At 45.9% G+C, this 17,391-nt stretch carries 12 protein-coding genes and 4 tRNA genes; 15 read left to right on the top strand and 1 reads right to left on the bottom strand.

The window, feature by feature from the left end; all coding sequences use genetic code 11:
- Positions 1–205: 205 nt before the first annotated feature.
- Positions 206–1,231: a UDP-N-acetylmuramate dehydrogenase gene (gene murB / locus GWI56_RS19785; protein ID WP_198573864.1), complete on the top strand. Its 1,026-nt coding sequence runs from the start codon at positions 206–208 to the stop codon at positions 1,229–1,231.
- Positions 1,224–2,183, top strand: a complete 960-nt coding sequence (gene birA / locus GWI56_RS19790) for a bifunctional biotin--[acetyl-CoA-carboxylase] ligase/biotin operon repressor BirA (protein ID WP_198573865.1) — start codon at positions 1,224–1,226, stop codon at positions 2,181–2,183. The genes murB and birA overlap by 8 nt, the downstream gene beginning before the upstream one ends.
- Positions 2,184–2,210: 27 nt before the next feature.
- Here birA and coaA read toward each other — a convergent pair whose 3' ends face one another.
- The gene (coaA, locus tag GWI56_RS19795) at positions 2,211–3,161 is read right to left on the bottom strand and encodes a type I pantothenate kinase (RefSeq protein ID WP_105251027.1); all 951 of its coding nucleotides are present in this window, start codon (positions 3,159–3,161) and stop codon (positions 2,211–2,213) included.
- Positions 3,162–3,396: 235 nt separating this feature from the next.
- Here coaA and GWI56_RS19800 point away from each other — a divergent pair.
- The 13 genes from GWI56_RS19800 to rpoC all read left to right on the top strand — a co-directional run bounded on the left by GWI56_RS19800 (position 3,397) and on the right by rpoC (position 17,284).
- Positions 3,397–3,472: transfer RNA gene (locus GWI56_RS19800), tRNA-Thr, on the top strand.
- Positions 3,473–3,480: 8 nt separating this feature from the next.
- Positions 3,481–3,565, top strand: a tRNA-Tyr gene (locus tag GWI56_RS19805).
- A 38-nt stretch (positions 3,566–3,603) separates the two neighbouring features.
- Positions 3,604–3,677 (top strand) — tRNA-Gly (locus GWI56_RS19810).
- Between the two features lie 8 nt (positions 3,678–3,685).
- Positions 3,686–3,761, top strand: a tRNA-Thr gene (locus GWI56_RS19815).
- A gap of 117 nt (positions 3,762–3,878) precedes the next feature.
- Complete coding sequence (gene tuf / locus GWI56_RS19820) at positions 3,879–5,063, top strand: elongation factor Tu (RefSeq protein ID WP_105251028.1); 1,185 nt, start codon at positions 3,879–3,881, stop codon at positions 5,061–5,063.
- Between the two features lie 261 nt (positions 5,064–5,324).
- Positions 5,325–5,696: a preprotein translocase subunit SecE gene (gene secE / locus GWI56_RS19825; protein WP_006083613.1), complete on the top strand. Its 372-nt coding sequence runs from the start codon at positions 5,325–5,327 to the stop codon at positions 5,694–5,696.
- Between the two features lie 9 nt (positions 5,697–5,705).
- Entirely contained in the window at positions 5,706–6,257 is a 552-nt protein-coding gene (gene nusG, locus GWI56_RS19830) for a transcription termination/antitermination protein NusG (protein ID WP_105251029.1), read from the top strand.
- A 127-nt stretch (positions 6,258–6,384) separates the two neighbouring features.
- Positions 6,385–6,813, top strand: coding sequence for a 50S ribosomal protein L11 (rplK, locus tag GWI56_RS19835; RefSeq protein WP_006083611.1), 429 nt, complete (start codon positions 6,385–6,387; stop codon positions 6,811–6,813).
- Positions 6,814–6,817: 4 nt separating this feature from the next.
- Positions 6,818–7,519, top strand: a complete 702-nt coding sequence (gene rplA, locus GWI56_RS19840; protein WP_105251030.1) for a 50S ribosomal protein L1 — start codon at positions 6,818–6,820, stop codon at positions 7,517–7,519.
- A gap of 268 nt (positions 7,520–7,787) precedes the next feature.
- Complete coding sequence (gene rplJ / locus GWI56_RS19845) at positions 7,788–8,288, top strand: 50S ribosomal protein L10 (RefSeq protein ID WP_198573866.1); 501 nt, start codon at positions 7,788–7,790, stop codon at positions 8,286–8,288.
- 54 nt (positions 8,289–8,342) lie between these two features.
- Positions 8,343–8,708 carry a 50S ribosomal protein L7/L12 gene (rplL, locus tag GWI56_RS19850; protein WP_105251031.1) on the top strand — a complete coding sequence of 122 codons (366 nt, stop codon included), beginning with the start codon at positions 8,343–8,345 and terminating at the stop codon, positions 8,706–8,708.
- A 242-nt stretch (positions 8,709–8,950) separates the two neighbouring features.
- Positions 8,951–12,982: a DNA-directed RNA polymerase subunit beta gene (gene rpoB, locus GWI56_RS19855; RefSeq protein WP_105251032.1), complete on the top strand. Its 4,032-nt coding sequence runs from the start codon at positions 8,951–8,953 to the stop codon at positions 12,980–12,982.
- 84 nt (positions 12,983–13,066) lie between these two features.
- Positions 13,067–17,284 carry a DNA-directed RNA polymerase subunit beta' gene (gene rpoC / locus GWI56_RS19860; RefSeq protein WP_105251033.1) on the top strand — a complete coding sequence of 1,406 codons (4,218 nt, stop codon included), beginning with the start codon at positions 13,067–13,069 and terminating at the stop codon, positions 17,282–17,284.
- Positions 17,285–17,391 lie beyond the last annotated feature (107 nt).

Below are 17,391 nucleotides of genomic sequence, written 5' to 3' on the forward strand. Positions count from 1 at the left end.
GTAGGTCATCGCCAAGCGCCTAATTATCTCATTGAGATGTAACCAAGCCAGCTGAATAAGCTGGCTTTTTTGCGTCTATAATTTGTTAATTGGAGTGATTTTCCTGCTTTTCTCTCTGTTCTTCATCCAGCCATCTTCTCTAGCATGAGCTGCAATCCTCGCTTTTAGCAGTTACAATACGTTTTTGTCGTCATTGAACAAACAAATGTCTCTATCTCATAGCCTTCAATCATTTAATTCCTTTGGTTTGGCCCAGTCTTGCGCGGATCTTGTTGAGGCGCACTCAAAAGAAGCTGTTAAGGCGATATGTCTGTCACTATGGCAACAACAATTGCCTATGTTGGTGCTTGGTGGTGGTAGCAATCTGGTCTTTACGGAGGACTTTAACGGCACAGTTGTCAGGATTTTATCGAAAGGGATAAAAGTATCTGAAGACACAGAAGCGTTTTATCTCGAAGTTGAGGCGGGTGAGAATTGGCACGAGTTAATTCAGTTTACGCTTGAGCATGGCATGTTTGGGCTGGAGAATATGGCGTTAATTCCTGGGACGGTTGGTGCAGCACCTATTCAGAATATTGGCGCTTATGGTGTTGAACTATGTGATGTGTGTGATTGGGTTGAGTATCTTGATTTACCCTCAGGTGAGTTTGTGCGCATCAGTACAACTGAGTGTCAATTTGCTTACCGTGAGTCTATTTTCAAAGACAAATTGCGCAATCTCGCTGTAGTCACAGCTGTTGGACTGCGCTTAGCTAAACGTTGGCAACCGCGTTTGGTCTATGGTCCATTGCAATCGTTTGATCCTGCAACCGTTACAGCGCATGAGATTTTTGAGCGTGTAAGCCAAGTTCGAAGTGAAAAGCTTCCTGATCCCGCTGTGCTCGGCAATGCAGGCAGTTTCTTTAAAAACCCCATTGTAAGCGCGGCCTGTTATCTAGATTTAGCACAGCGTTTTCCGACGATAGTGGGCTACGCACAAGCGGATGCAACAGTGAAATTGGCTGCAGGCTGGTTGATTGAACAAGCGGGACTGAAAGGTTTTGTGCTCGGCAATGTGGCAGTGCATGACAAGCAAGCCTTAGTGTTAGTGAATCGAGGCGGAGCAACGGGGCATGATATTTGCCGCCTAGCACTGCATGTTATTGCGCAAGTTCGGGATAAATTTGGTGTCGTTCTAGAAGCCGAGCCTAGAATCATTGGTGCCAATGGCGAAGGAGATTTGCATGTCTGATCATTGGGGAAGAAAACGCCAGATATTAGCTTTATTATCTAGCGGACAATTTGTTTCTGGCGAGCAGTTAGCCACTGAACTTGGGATTTCGCGCGCCGCAGTGAATAAGCATATCGATGCGCTAGAAACCTATGGTGTGGCAATTTATAGCGTCAAAGGTCGCGGTTATAAGTTAGCGAATCCTATTTCTTTGATTGATGCTTCACTTTTAGTGCAATCAATTGATAACCGTTGCTTTTACTTTGATGAGATAGCAAGCACCAATGGTTTTATGCTGGACCATACTACTGAATTGAAGAATGGTGATGTGTGTGTGGCAGAGTATCAATCCGCAGGTCGTGGTCGTCGAGGCCGAACTTGGATGTCGCCCTATGGGCATCACTTATATTTCTCGCTGTTTTGGACTTTCCCGCAGGGAATGGCGCAGGCAATGGGATTAAGTTTAGTGGTGGCCTGTACATTGGTTGAAGTGCTTAAATCTTTTGGCGTCGAGAATATTGGTGTTAAGTGGCCCAATGACATCTATTTGGATAACAAGAAGCTTGCCGGGATCTTGATTGAGATGTCGGGTCAGGCTGATAGCCAGTGCCAGCTTATCATAGGTGTTGGTGTGAATATGGCTATGTCCGAGGAGCAAGGTAAAGGTATCGATCAGCCTTGGAGTGATTTGTCAGAGTTGGTCGATATGCCTGACAAGACGGCGCTTGTTATTGCATTACAGAAGCAGCTTAAGCGTGATATTCAGCTATTTGAGCGTGAAGGATTAGCTGCATTCAAGACTCGTTGGCAAGCCGCAGACTTATTTTATGGCCGTGAAATACGTTTGCTTATGGGGGAAAAGTCTGTCGAAGGAATTTGTCGAGGCGTTGATGGGCAAGGTGCGGTATTGCTCGAAACCGCCGACGGTGTTCAAGCATTTATCGGCGGTGAAATTAGCTTAAGGGCACGCTAAGTACCCAAGAGTCAATTTTACATAATACTATTTGCGCATCAGCACGTGGGACATCAAATGATCCTGACCTTTCTGCAGGATCAAATGGGCCCTCTCACGGGTCGGTTGAATGTTAAGTTGTAGGTTTGGGCCATTGATTGTGTCCCAAATATTGGCGGCAATCGTATTGGCCTCATCATCCGTTAGCGTCGAATAGTGATGAAAATAAGATTTTTTGTCACTGAATGCGCCAGAACGAAACTGTAGGAATCGTTCTTTATACCATTGTTTTAGCAAAGGTTCTTCCGCATCGACATAAATAGAAAAGTCGACAAAATCGGAGACGAAAGGACGACGAGTATCAACGGGGGAGTCGAGTCCTGTTTGTAGTACATTTAAGCCTTCTAAAATTAAGATGTCTGGTTGAGAAACCGTTTGGTGCTGATTCTTAACGCGGTCATAGGTGACGTGTGAATAGATAGGGGCTTTGACATGTGGCTGACCGGATTTCACGGCGGAGATAAACTCAACCAGCATTTTCATATCGTAACTTTCTGGAAATCCCTTACGCTGTAATAGTCCTTTACGTTTTAAGTCCGCCAGAGGATACAAAAAACCATCTGTTGTCACCAAATCAACTTTTGGGTGTTCAGGCCAGTGTCGTAGTAAAGCTTGCAAAATACGTGCTGTGGTGCTTTTCCCGACGGCGACACTACCAGCAATACTAATGATGTAAGGACTTTTTGATGGTTTTTGACCGAGGAATTCATCAACCACTAAGCCTCGTTGTTGCTTAGCTTTAACGATCAAATTCAGTAGCCGGCTAAGGGGAAGATAAATATCGGTCACTTCCGATAAGGAAATCTTTTCATTTATGCCTCTAAGGTTCTCCAAGTCTTGCTCACTCAGTGTCAACGGCACTGAATCTCGTAACTCAGACCATTGCAGGCGCTCGAAGGCGAGATAGAGTGCTTTTTGAATTGAATTTTTAGAAGTCATTGGCTTTCCTCAGCTTAGGAAAGGCACAGTACACTATGAGATTATTTGGAACAATACTAAATGGGTGATTGCAGTCGTGTTTCCGTTACCGTTTGATGTATTCGCTGTTTAATTGGCCGTCAAAGTTGGATAACGTGTAAAAAAACACCGTTCAAGCGCTTTTTTTACGTAAATAGGCGTTTTTTACTTGCACTTGGGAGCGCATTTACCTAATATCCCGTTCCGAAATGATAATGCCGGCATAGCTCAGTTGGTAGAGCAACTGACTTGTAATCAGTAGGTCCCGAGTTCGACTCTTGGTGCCGGCACCATTTTCTGTGGAGGGGTTCCCGAGTGGCCAAAGGGATCAGACTGTAAATCTGACGGCTCAGCCTTCGAAGGTTCGAATCCTTCTCCCTCCACCACTTTTTTCTAGGTAGTTAGGTAGCCTTAGTTAGGTTGCGCGGACATCGTATAATGGTATTACTCCAGCCTTCCAAGCTGATAACGCGGGTTCGATTCCCGCTGTCCGCTCCAAATTAGTTGCTGATATGGCTCAGTTGGTAGAGCACACCCTTGGTAAGGGTGAGGTCGGCAGTTCGAATCTGCCTATCAGCACCAGCCTCTCTAAATTTAGCTCCTACGCCTAAACATAATCGGTTCGATGTCATTTTAATGCATCGGATTTTTTCTATATGTTAGTTTTCATCACCAAGAATCTTGGACTGAGGCATTACCATGGCTAAAGCTAAATTTGAACGTATTAAGCCCCATGTAAACGTGGGCACCATTGGTCACGTTGACCATGGTAAAACCACACTGACTGCAGCTATCTCTCACGTACTGGCTAAGACCTACGGTGGCGAAGCTAAAGACTTCTCTCAAATCGATAACGCTCCAGAAGAGCGTGAGCGCGGTATTACGATCAATACCTCTCACATCGAATATGACACGCCTTCACGTCACTACGCACACGTAGACTGCCCAGGCCACGCTGACTATGTTAAAAACATGATCACTGGTGCTGCACAGATGGACGGCGCGATTCTAGTAGTTGCCTCTACAGACGGTCCAATGCCACAGACTCGTGAGCACATCCTGCTTTCTCGTCAAGTTGGCGTACCTTTCATCATCGTATTCATGAACAAATGTGACATGGTAGATGACGAAGAGTTACTGGAATTGGTTGAAATGGAAGTGCGTGAACTTCTGTCAGAATACGATTTCCCAGGTGATGATTTACCAGTAATCCAAGGTTCAGCTCTGAAGGCCCTAGAAGGTCAACCAGAGTGGGAAGCTAAGATCCTTGAATTAGCCGCAGCACTGGATTCTTACATTCCAGAACCACAACGTGATATCGATAAGCCGTTCCTACTGCCAATCGAAGACGTATTCTCAATTTCAGGCCGTGGTACAGTAGTCACTGGTCGTGTTGAGCGTGGTATTGTTAAAGTGGGTGACGAAGTTGAAATCGTTGGTGTTCGCACAACGACTAAAACAACGTGTACTGGTGTAGAAATGTTCCGTAAACTGCTTGACGAAGGTCGTGCAGGCGAGAACTGTGGTGTGTTATTACGTGGTACTAAGCGTGATGACGTAGAACGTGGTCAAGTATTGGCTAAACCAGGTTCAATCAACCCACACACGACTTTTGAATCAGAAGTTTATGTTCTGTCAAAAGAAGAAGGCGGACGTCACACTCCATTCTTCAAAGGCTACCGTCCACAGTTCTACTTCCGTACAACTGACGTAACCGGTACTATCGAACTGCCAGAAGGCGTAGAGATGGTAATGCCTGGCGACAACATCAAAATGGTAGTGACTCTGATTTGCCCAATCGCGATGGACGAAGGTTTACGCTTCGCAATCCGTGAAGGTGGTCGTACAGTTGGTGCTGGTGTAGTAGCTAAAATCATCGCTTAATTGCGATAGAAATTAATTTGAAAAGGAAGCTTCGGCTTCCTTTTTTGTTTAAGTGGATTATTTCATAGGTTTTGTGGTTTGCATGGGATTCGCATCCTTGCTTACAAAGTCGAATAAGAATACAATCTATGGCCGATTTTTGACCCTGAGCTTATGCTATTTTGCGTTTCTAAGGGTGTTCGGAAATGCAGAGTGATGTGGGATTATGCCCGTCAATTAATGTGCTCTAAGCTCAGGCCGTATTGAGTAACGGAAAAACCGATGACAACAAATACTGAAAACCAGAACAATTCTCTGGATATCGTGAAGTGGGGTTTAGTGATTGTATTGCTAGCCGCTGCTGTTATTGGCAATCAAATGTATAGCGAAGCCAGTGCCGTCATACGTGCGCTTAGTGTTATCGTTGCATTCGCTATTGCTGGTTTTATTGCGCTTCAGACTGTAAAAGGTAAAAAAGCGTTAGCTTTTGCCCGTGAAGCGCATATCGAAGTGCGCAAGGTTGTATGGCCGACGCGTCAAGAAGCGCTAAACACCACTTTTATTGTCCTTGCAGCAACAGGTATCTTAGCTCTTATCCTTTGGGGTATGGATGCTGTGTTAATGCGAATTGTCAATTTTATCACTGGCGTATAGGCACCTCGAATGACTGAAGCTAAAGAAGCTAAAAAAAGATGGTATGTAGTGCAGGCATTCTCAGGCTATGAAGGCCGAGTTTGTAAGTCACTGATTGAATATATTAAAATGCATGGCATGGAAGCATACTTCGGTGAAGTATTGGTTCCGACTGAAGAAGTCATCGAAATGCGTGCAGGTCAGCGTCGCAAGAGCGAACGTAAGTTTTTCCCTGGCTATGTGTTAGTCCAGATGGAAATGAACGATGACAGCTGGCATTTAGTCAAAAGCATCCCGCGTGTTTTAGGCTTTATTGGCGGAACGTCTGATCGTCCTGCCCCAATTTCAGATAAAGAAGCTGATGCAATTCTGCGTCGCTTACAAGAAACGACAGCGTCACCGACTCATAGAACCATATTTGAGCCTGGTGAAGTGGTACGTGTGTGTGATGGTCCATTTGCTGACTTTAACGGCACCGTTGAAGAAGTGGATTATGACAAGAGCCGCGTGAAAGTATCAGTGATGATCTTTGGTCGTTCTACGCCTGTTGAACTTGATTTTAGTCAAGTTGAAAAAGGCTGATTAAATAAACTACAAAATCCGTTTGGCAACGGGGGCGAATTTCTATATAATTCGCACCCGTTGTTTTCGGGGGAGCATGTCAGCATGTCGCTGATGCGCGTTTGAACCCAAACTGAGGAAATGTCAGATGGCAAAGAAGATTGATGCTTATATTAAGCTACAAGTAAAATCAGGTTCTGCGAACCCGTCACCACCAGTTGGTCCAGCTTTGGGTCAAAAAGGTGTGAACATCATGGAATTCTGTAAAGCGTTTAACGCCCGTACAGAAAAAATGGAAAAAGGCATGCCTATTCCAGTCGTGATCACTGTATACAGTGACCGTTCATTCACTTTTGAAACCAAGACTTCTCCAGCGTCTTACTTACTGAAGACTGCTGCAGGCCTGAAATCAGGTTCTCCACGTCCAAACACTCAGAAAGTGGGTACTATCGCTCGCGCTAAAGTTCAAGAAATTGCTGAACTTAAAGCTGCCGATATGACTGGTGCTGACATTGAAGCGATGACTCGCTCAATCGAAGGTACTGCGCGTTCAATGGGTTTGGTTGTAGAGGATTAATATAATGGCAAAGCTAACTAAACGCATGCGCGTAATTCGCGAGAAAGTTGACGGTACTAAAAGCTACGATATCAACGAAGCTGTTGCTCTGTTAAAAGAATTAGCAACTGCAAAATTCGTTGAAAGTGTAGACGTAGCAGTTAACCTGGGTATTGACCCACGTAAATCTGACCAAAACGTTCGTGGTGCAACAGTGTTGCCACATGGTACTGGTCGTGACGTTCGCGTTGCAGTATTTACACAAGGTGCAAATGCTGAAGCTGCTAAAGCTGCTGGCGCTGAGCTAGTTGGTATGGATGATCTGGCTGAGAAAATCAAAGCCGGTGAAATGAACTTTGACGTAGTTATCGCATCTCCAGATGCAATGCGCGTTGTTGGTATGTTAGGTCAAATCTTAGGCCCACGTGGTTTAATGCCTAACCCTAAAACTGGTACAGTAACGCCAAACGTTGCTGAAGCTGTTAAGAACGCCAAAGCGGGTCAAGTTCGTTACCGTAACGACAAGAACGGTATTATCCACACTACTATCGGTAAAGTGGATTTCACACCAGTTCAATTGAAAGAAAACTTGGAAGCGTTAGTGTCAGCACTGAAAAAGGCTAAGCCTGCAGTTGCTAAAGGCATTTTCGTGAAAAAGATCAGCATCTCTACCACTATGGGTGCAGGTGTTGCAGTTGATCAAGCTACGCTTGAAACAACTCTATAATTTTACAAAGCGGGTGCATTAGTCTATAATGCGCGCACTTTGTGGGTTGAAGCCTGTTTTATCTCTCGTTTAGGCGCAGTTTAACTCAGGTTTCCGTCCAAGACCGCAGGTGTTTTTTGTAAAAATAACTTAATTTCCTGCGTAGACGGTGTCAGGCCCCAGCTAAAATTTTTTACTGGATAATCTGCACCGTAAGTCACTAAATACATAAGTATTTAGTATGGTAAATACTAGGGAATACCCTAGGTAGAATCCAGGAGTAAAGCCAATGGCATTAAGACTCGAAGACAAAAAAGCGATTGTTGCTGAAGTCAACGAAGCTGCCAAAGGTGCGCTATCTGCAGTTGCCGCTGATTCTCGCGGTGTGACTGTAGGTGCTATGACCGGTCTGCGTAAAAAAGCTCGCGAAGCTGGTGTATATGTACGTGTAGTACGTAACACGCTAGCTCGTCGTGCTGTTGAAGGTACTGCTTTTGAGTGCCTAGCAGAAACGTTCACTGGCCCAACTTTGATTGCTTTTTCTTTAGAGCACCCAGGTGCTGCAGCACGTCTGTTAAAAGACTTTGCTAAAGAACAAGCTAACTTCGAAGTTAAAGGCGCAGCCTTTGAAGGGAGTTTCATCCCTGCAGCTGAAATTGATCGTTTGGCGAAACTGCCAACATACGAAGAAGCACTAGCTCAGTTAATGATGACTATGAAAGAAGCATCTGCTGGCAAGTTCGTTCGTACACTGGCCGCCCTGCGCGATCAAAAACAAGAAGCCGCTTAATTTCAAGCTGGCTGCTTAATAAAATTGAATTCAGAACAATAGGAAACATTTGTTATGTCTATCACTAAAGACCAAATCTTAGAAGCCTTTGCAGCTATGTCTGTAATGGAAGTTGTTGAACTGATCGAAGCTATGGAAGAGAAGTTCGGCGTTTCTGCCGCTGCTGCTGTTGTTTCTGGCGGTGCAGAAGCAGTTGTTGTTGAAGAACAAACAGAATTCAACGTAGTTCTGACTGCTCACGGCGACAACAAAGTTGCAGTTATTAAAGCCATCCGTGGCGCAACTGGTTTAGGCCTGAAAGAAGCTAAAGCTATGTCTGAAGCTGCTCCAGTAGCAGTTAAAGAAGGCGTTTCTAAAGAAGAAGCTGAAGCTCTGAAGAAAGAACTTACTGAAGCTGGTGCTTCTGTAGAAATTAAGTAAGCTATTATTTAGCTTGCTCACCCAAGCCACTTGGGTGGAGGCTGGCGGTTTTTTAACCGTCGGCCTTTTTTGCGCTATATGCGCTGGCGATTTTTTTCACCGTTTGTCGCCAAATTTTGCAGTCCCTAGCAGAGATTACTGGTTAGGTTCTTGCCATCAACGGTGATGGGCAAACGTGCTGAATTTTAATAACTTAAGTTATTTATTCAGTCTTGGTCACATCTCGTAAGCAGAGGAAACCCATGGTTTACTCCTATTCTGAAAAGAAGCGTATTCGCAAAGACTTTGGTAAGCGTCCAAAAGTTTTGGATATCCCTTATTTATTGTCTATCCAGCTAGACTCTTTTAAGAAGTTCACCGATCAAGATCCTACCGGTGAGCGCGGTTTAGAAGCCGCCTTCCGTAGCGTTTTTCCCATCAAGAGCTTTTCTGGTAACTCAGAACTGCAATACGTCAGCTATAAGCTTGGCGAGCCTGTTTTTGATGTGAAAGAGTGTCAGATCCGTGGTGTTACGTATTCAGCTCCACTACGCGTTAAATTACGCATGGTGTTGTATGACCGTGAAGCAGCGGCGGGCACAGTAAAAGATATTAAAGAACAAGAAGTCTACATGGGTGATATCCCATTGATGACGGATAACGGTACTTTTGTTATCAACGGTACTGAGCGTGTAATCGTATCTCAATTACACCGTTCTCCAGGCGTGTTCTTTGATCATGACCGTGGTAAAACCCACTCATCAGGTAAGGTGCTGTATAACGCACGTATTATTCCTTACCGTGGTTCATGGCTTGACTTTGAATTCGATCCTAAAGATGCACTATTTGTGCGTATTGATCGTCGCCGCAAACTGCCTGCGACCATCATGTTACGTGCATTAGAATATTCTACTCAAGAGATCCTCGATCTGTTCTTCGAACGCGTTGAGTTCAAGATCAAGAAAGATACTCTGGTCATGTCTTTGGTGCCTGAACGTCTGCGTGGCGAAACTGCCAGCTATGACATCAAGGATGCTGAAGGTTCTGTACTGGTTGAAGCGGGACGTCGTATTACTGCGCGTCACATTCGTCAGTTAGAAAAGACTAATACCACTGAGCTTGAAGTGCCAGTTGAATATATCGTGGGCAAATATGCTGCTCAAGATTATATCGATCCGGACACGGGTGAAGTTTTAGTCTCTGCCAACAGTGAAATTAGCTTAGAAGATCTGGCTAAACTATCATTGGCCGGTATTAAAGATATCAGCACGTTGTATATCAACGAGTTAGATCATGGTGCTTATATTTCAGATACGCTGCGTATCGATTCAACCACTAACCGCTTAGAAGCGCTGGTTGAGATCTATCGTATGATGCGTCCTGGCGAGCCACCAACCAAAGATGCTGCCGAAGCACTATTCCAGAACTTGTTCTTCAGTGAAGAGCGTTATGACCTGTCTAAAGTAGGTCGTATGAAGTTCAACCGTCGTCTCAGCATTCCTGATGACGAAGGTAGCGGTGTATTGTCTAAAGAAGACATCGTCGCGGTAATGAAGAACATCATTCATATCCGTAACGGTTTCGACGAAGTCGATGACATCGATCACTTAGGTAACCGTCGTATTCGTAGCGTCGGTGAAATGGCTGAAAACCAATTCCGTGTTGGTTTAGTCCGTGTTGAGCGCGCCGTGCGTGAACGTCTGTCTTTAGGCGATCTGAACGAGCTGATGCCACAAGACTTGATCAACGCTAAGCCAATTTCTGCTGCAGTGAAAGAGTTCTTCGGTTCTTCTCAGCTGTCACAATTCATGGACCAAAACAACCCGCTGTCAGAAGTAACGCATAAGCGTCGTATTTCTGCACTTGGCCCTGGTGGTTTGACTCGTGAACGTGCAGGCTTCGAAGTCCGCGACGTACATCCAACGCATTATGGTCGTTTATGTCCAATTGAGACCCCTGAAGGTCCAAACATTGGTCTAATCAACTCATTAGCAAGTTTTGCCCGTACTAACTCTTACGGCTTCCTAGAAACGCCATACCGCAAGGTTATCGACGGCGTGATTACTGACGAAGTGGAATACTTGTCAGCAATCGAAGAAGGTCGTTATGTGATTGCACAGGCGAACATCGAAGTTGACGCTAGCGGTCGTATGGCAGAAGAGCAAATTGCTTGTCGTCATAAAGGTGAATCTACCTTTATGCGCGCTGCTGACATCCAGTATATGGACGTTTCGCCACAACAGATTATTTCTGTTGCTGCATCGCTGATCCCGTTCTTAGAACACGACGATGCTAACCGTGCCTTGATGGGTGCGAACATGCAACGTCAAGCCGTACCCACACTGCGCTCTGAAAAGCCGCTAGTAGGTACTGGTATTGAACGTACTTTGGCTGTTGACTCTGGTGTTGTGGTTGTTGCTAAACGTGGTGGTTTTGTAGACTACGTTGATGCGAGCCGTATCGTTGTTAAAGTAAATGAAGATGAGCTGCGCCCAGGCGAAGCCGGTATCGACATTTATAACCTGACTAAATACACCCGTTCTAACCAAAACACTTGTATCAACCAACGCCCTTGTTGTGCTGTTGGTGAGCCAGTCGTTCGTGGTGACGTGTTAGCAGACGGTCCGTCTACTGACTTAGGTGACTTAGCCCTTGGCCAGAACATGCGTATCGCATTCATGCCTTGGAACGGTTACAACTTCGAAGACTCGATCTTAATTTCTGAGCGTGTAGCGCAAGAAGACCGTTTCACCACTATCCACATTCAGGAGCTGTCTTGTATTGCTCGTGATACCAAACTGGGTAGCGAAGAAATCACGGCTGATATTCCAAACGTAGGTGAATCTGCTCTGTCGAAACTCGATGAGTCAGGTATCGTTTACATTGGTGCAGAAGTGAAGGGCGGCGATATTCTGGTTGGTAAAGTGACGCCAAAAGGCGAAACACAGCTAACGCCAGAAGAGAAGTTACTCCGTGCTATCTTCGGTGAGAAAGCGTCTGACGTTAAAGACAGTTCACTGCGTGTTCCTAACTCTGTTAAGGGCACTATCATCGACGTTCAGGTATTTACCCGTGACGGCGTTGAAAAAGACAAGCGTGCAGTTGAAATCGAAGAGATGCACATTGCCCAAGCTCGTAAAGACTTAGGCGAAGAGTTCAAGATCCTTGAAGAAGGTGTATTGAGCCGTGCGCGTAACCTGTTAATCGGTGCTGGTTTCACTGAAGCGCAAATTGCTGCGTTGCCACGTAAAGATGTATTGGTTCAAGTCATTGACGATGAAGCAAAACAAACTGAACTTGAGCAATTAGCTGAACAGCATGAAGAGCTGAAAGCTGACTTCGATAAGAAGTTTGAAATCAAACGTCGCAAGATCACCCAAGGTGATGACTTGGCGCCAGGCGTACTCAAGATCGTTAAGGTTTACTTAGCGGTTAAGCGTACTATCCAACCTGGTGACAAGATGGCGGGTCGTCATGGTAACAAGGGTGTTATCTCTAAGATTTGCCCAATCGAAGACATGCCATATGACGAACAAGGTAACCCAGTAGACATCGTATTGAACCCGCTAGGTGTTCCATCACGTATGAACATTGGTCAGGTACTTGAAGTCCATATGGGCGCCGCTGCCAAAGGCATTGGTAACAAGATCACTGCGATGCTTGAAGAACAGCGTGAGCTGGCTGAAGTTCGTGGTTACATCAAGCAAGTGTATGAATTAGGTGACGAAGTGCAGCAGCGCGTCGATATCGATTCATTCACTGATGATGAAGTATTACGTCTTGCGACTAACCTGAAAGGCGGTATCCCGATTGCAACTCCTGCATTCGACGGTGCTAAAGAGAAAGAGATCAAGCAGATGCTTGAACTTGCAGGTTTGCCAACCTCTGGTCAGTTGAAGTTGTTTGATGGTCGTACCGGTAACGAATTTGAGCGTCAAGTAACGGTAGGTTACATGTACATGCTCAAACTGAACCACTTAGTTGATGACAAGATGCACGCCCGTTCAACCGGTTCGTACAGCTTAGTGACTCAACAACCACTGGGCGGTAAAGCTCAGTTCGGTGGTCAGCGTTTCGGTGAGATGGAAGTGTGGGCACTAGAAGCATACGGTGCCGCTTATACGCTTCAAGAAATGCTCACTGTTAAATCGGATGACGTGAACGGTCGTACTCAGATGTATAAGAACATCGTCGACGGTAACCATCAGATGCAACCTGGCATGCCAGAGTCCTTCAACGTGTTACTGAAGGAGATCCGTTCACTCGGTATTAATATCGAGTTGGATCAGGCATAAGCGCAGGCCTTTAGCCGCGTTTGGCAAACAGAATGGTGCTCCGTGCAAGCGGAGCACCCGGTTTAACTCCTTCAGGAGAGAAACGTGAAAGACTTATTAAAGTTTCTGAAACAGCAAAGCAAGACTGAAGAATTTAACGGCATCAAAATTGGTCTGGCATCGCCTGATCTGATCCGTTCTTGGTCTTTTGGTGAAGTTAAGAAGCCAGAAACCATCAACTACCGTACCTTCAAGCCTGAGCGTGAAGGTCTGTTCTGTGCGCGTATCTTTGGCCCAGTCAAAGATTACGAATGTTTGTGCGGTAAGTACAAACGTTTGAAGCACCGTGGTGTTATTTGTGAAAAGTGTGGCGTTGAAGTAACCCAAACTAAAGTACGTCGTGAGCGTATGGGTCACATCGAACTGGCTAGCCCAGTTGCGCACATTTGGTTCTTAAAATCACTGCCGTCACGTATTGGCTTAATGCTGGATATGACGCTGCGTGATATCGAACGCGTACTGTATTTTGAATCATTTGTCGTGATCGAGCCTGGCATGACCAGCCTTGAACGTGGCCAAATGCTGACAGAAGAAACTTATCTGGATGCATTAGAAGAATACGGTGATGAGTTCGAAGCTAAAATGGGTGCCGAAGCAGTACTTGAACTGTTACGTGCTATCGATTTAGCGAAAGAAATCGAACAAATGCGTGAAGAATTGCCTTCAATCAATTCTGAGACTCGTCGCAAGAAAGTGACTAAACGTCTTAAGTTGATGGAAGCATTCTACACTTCAGGCAATAAGCCTGAGTGGATGATCTTAAAAGTACTGCCTGTGTTACCACCTGACTTACGTCCGTTGGTTCCGCTCGATGGCGGCCGCTTCGCGACTTCAGATCTTAACGACCTGTATCGCCGCGTGATTAACCGTAACAACCGTTTGAAGCGTCTGTTAGATTTAGCTGCGCCAGACATTATCGTACGCAACGAAAAGCGTATGTTACAAGAGTCTGTTGATGCGCTATTAGATAACGGTCGTCGTGGTCGTGCTATTACCGGTTCTAACAAGCGTCCTCTGAAATCTTTGGCTGATATGATCAAAGGTAAGCAAGGTCGTTTCCGTCAGAACTTGTTGGGTAAGCGCGTCGACTATTCTGGTCGTTCGGTAATTACCGTAGGTCCTACTCTACGTCTGCACCAATGTGGTCTTCCTAAGAAGATGGCACTGGAACTGTTCAAGCCATTCATCTATGGCAAGCTAGAAGGTCGTGGCTTAGCGACTACCATCAAAGCGGCTAAGAAGATGGTTGAGCGTGAAGTGGCAGAAGTATGGGACGTTCTGGATGAAGTGATCCGCGAACATCCAGTGATGCTCAACCGTGCACCAACACTGCACAGACTGGGTATCCAAGCGTTCGAACCTGTACTGATTGAAGGTAAAGCGATCCAGTTACACCCACTCGTTTGTGCGGCATACAACGCCGACTTCGACGGTGACCAAATGGCGGTACACGTACCGTTAACACTGGAAGCGCAGCTTGAAGCCCGTGCCCTGATGATGTCTACCAACAACATCCTGTCACCAGCCAACGGCGAGCCTGTTATCACCCCGTCTCAAGACGTGGTATTGGGTCTGTACTACACCAGCCGTGAGCGTATTAACGGCCGTGGTGAAGGTATGGCATTTATGTCTGTTGCTGAAGTTGAAAAAGCTTACGCAACTGGCGCTGCTGAACTGCATGCCCGCGTTAAAGTTCGTATCACTGAAACCATTATTGGTGACGATGGTGAGCGCACTGAACAACGCCGTATCGTTGATACGACTGTGGGTCGTGCACTGCTGTCACTTATTCTGCCAGCAGGTTTGTCATTTGATCTGGTTAACCAGAACATGGGCAAAAAGCAGATCTCTAAACTGTTGAACACTTGTTATCGTCAACTGGGTCTGAAAGATACTGTTATCTTCGCTGACCAATTGATGTATACCGGTTTCCGTTTTGCAACCATCTCTGGTGCCTCTGTAGGTATCGATGACATGGTTATTCCAGACGAGAAATACACCTTAGTGGCTGATGCAGAAGCGGAAGTTCTTGAAATTCAAGAGCAGTTCCAATCTGGTCTAGTCACAGCCGGTGAGCGTTACAACAAAGTTATCGATATCTGGGCAAGTGCCAACGAAAAAGTTTCTAAAGCTATGATGGAAAACCTGTCAACTGAGACAGTGATTAACCGTGATGGCGTTGAAGAGAAACAAGCCTCGTTTAACAGCATCTATATGATGGCTGACTCAGGCGCTCGTGGTAGTGCCGCACAGATCCGTCAGTTGGCGGGTATGCGTGGTCTGATGGCTAAGCCAGACGGCTCAATCATTGAAACGCCAATTACCGCTAACTTCCGTGAAGGTCTAAACGTACTCCAGTACTTTATTTCTACTCACGGTGCGCGTAAAGGTCTAGCCGATACTGCATTGAAGACAGCGAACTCGGGTTACCTGACTCGTCGTCTTGTAGACGTTGCACAAGATTTAGTGGTTATCGAAGACGATTGTGGTACTCACGAAGGTCTAACCATGAAACCGCTGATTGAAGGTGGTGATGTGGTTGAGCCGTTACGTGAACGCGTACTGGGTCGTGTGGTTGCGATTGATGTGTTCTATCCAGGCACTGAAGACGTATTAGCACCACGTAACACGCTACTCGACGAAGCATGGTGTGACAAGTTAGAAGAGCATTCAATCGACGAAGTGATTGTACGTTCTGTTATTTCTTGTGATACCGATTTCGGTGTGTGTGCAGCCTGTTACGGTCGTGACTTGGCTCGTGGTCATATTATTAACCACGGTGAAGCCATCGGTGTTGTGGCAGCACAATCTATCGGTGAACCAGGTACACAGTTAACGATGCGTACGTTCCACATCGGTGGTGCGGCATCTCGAGCGTCTGCAGAAAACAATGTCCAAGTGAAAAACTCGGGTTCATTGAAACTGCATAATGCTAAGCATGTTACTAACAGTGACGGCAAACTGGTTATCGTTTCTCGTTCTTCTGAACTGGCCGTTATTGACGAGCTGGGTCGTGAGAAAGAGCGTTATAAAGTGCCATACGGTACTGTGCTCGAGAAACTAGAAGAAGCGGCTGTTGAAGCGGGCGATGTTATCGCTAACTGGGATCCACATACTCACCCAATCATTTCTGAAGTGGCGGGTAGTATCAAGTTCGTAGACATGATTGACGGTGTCACTATGACACGTCAAACAGACGAACTAACGGGTCTGTCATCAATCGTGATCCTTGACGTTGGTCAGCGTGGTACTGCGGGTAAAGAAATGCGCCCAATGATCCGTCTGCTTGGCGCTAATGGTGCTGACTTGATGATCCCAGGTACTGAAGTACCAGCACAATACTTCTTACCAGGTAGTGCGATCGTTAACTTAGAAGATAACGCGCAAATCAACGTGGGTGACGCATTAGCTCGTATTCCTCAGGAATCGTCTAAAACACGCGACATCACCGGTGGTCTGCCACGCGTTGCTGACTTGTTCGAAGCGCGTAAGCCAAAAGAGCCTGCTATTCTGGCGGAAATCTCTGGTACCATCTCGTTTGGTAAAGAGACCAAAGGTAAGCGTCGTTTGGTGATTACACCTGCTGATGGCGGCGATCATTATGAAGAGATGATCCCTAAGTGGCGTAACTTAAACGTGTTCGAAGGTGAAAAAGTCGAACGTGGTGAAGTTATCGCTGACGGTCCAGAAGCGGCACACGACATTCTGCGTCTTCGTGGTATCCACAACGTAGCAAACTACATTGTGAACGAAGTACAGGACGTTTATCGTCTGCAAGGCGTGAAGATCAACGATAAGCATATCGAAGTGATCATCCGTCAGATGCTGCGTAAGTGTCTTATCACTTCTGCCGGTGACACTGACTTCCTCGAAGGGGAACAAGCTGAAGTGTCACGCGTGAAGATCGCTAACCGCGAACTGATCGCCCAAGGTAAAGTGCCTGCGACCTTTGAACGTGAACTACTGGGTATTACTAAAGCATCTCTGGCAACAGAATCCTTTATCTCAGCAGCATCGTTCCAAGAAACCACGCGCGTACTGACCGAAGCCGCCGTTGGTGGTAAGAGCGATCAATTACGTGGTCTGAAAGAAAACGTTATCGTTGGCCGACTGATCCCAGCCGGTACTGGTTACGCTTATCACAAGACTCGTAATGAAGCGCGTGCGAAGAAAAACGAACCTGTAGTAGTGAACAAGATCACTGCAAGTGAAGCCGAACAGAACTTGGCCGATCTCTTAAACTTGGCTGGTAGCCAAGATTAAGTAATAAGTTTGTTATAAAAAGGCGCCTATGGCGCCTTTTTTCTTGTAATATGCCGCAAAAGTTGGCTATTTCTTGACAGTCAGGCATTACCTTTCTAAAATTCCGC

The sequence above is a fragment of the Shewanella sp. DW31 genome (assembly GCF_015767295.1).
GTDB classification, from domain to species: Bacteria; Pseudomonadota; Gammaproteobacteria; order Enterobacterales; family Shewanellaceae; genus Shewanella; species Shewanella oncorhynchi.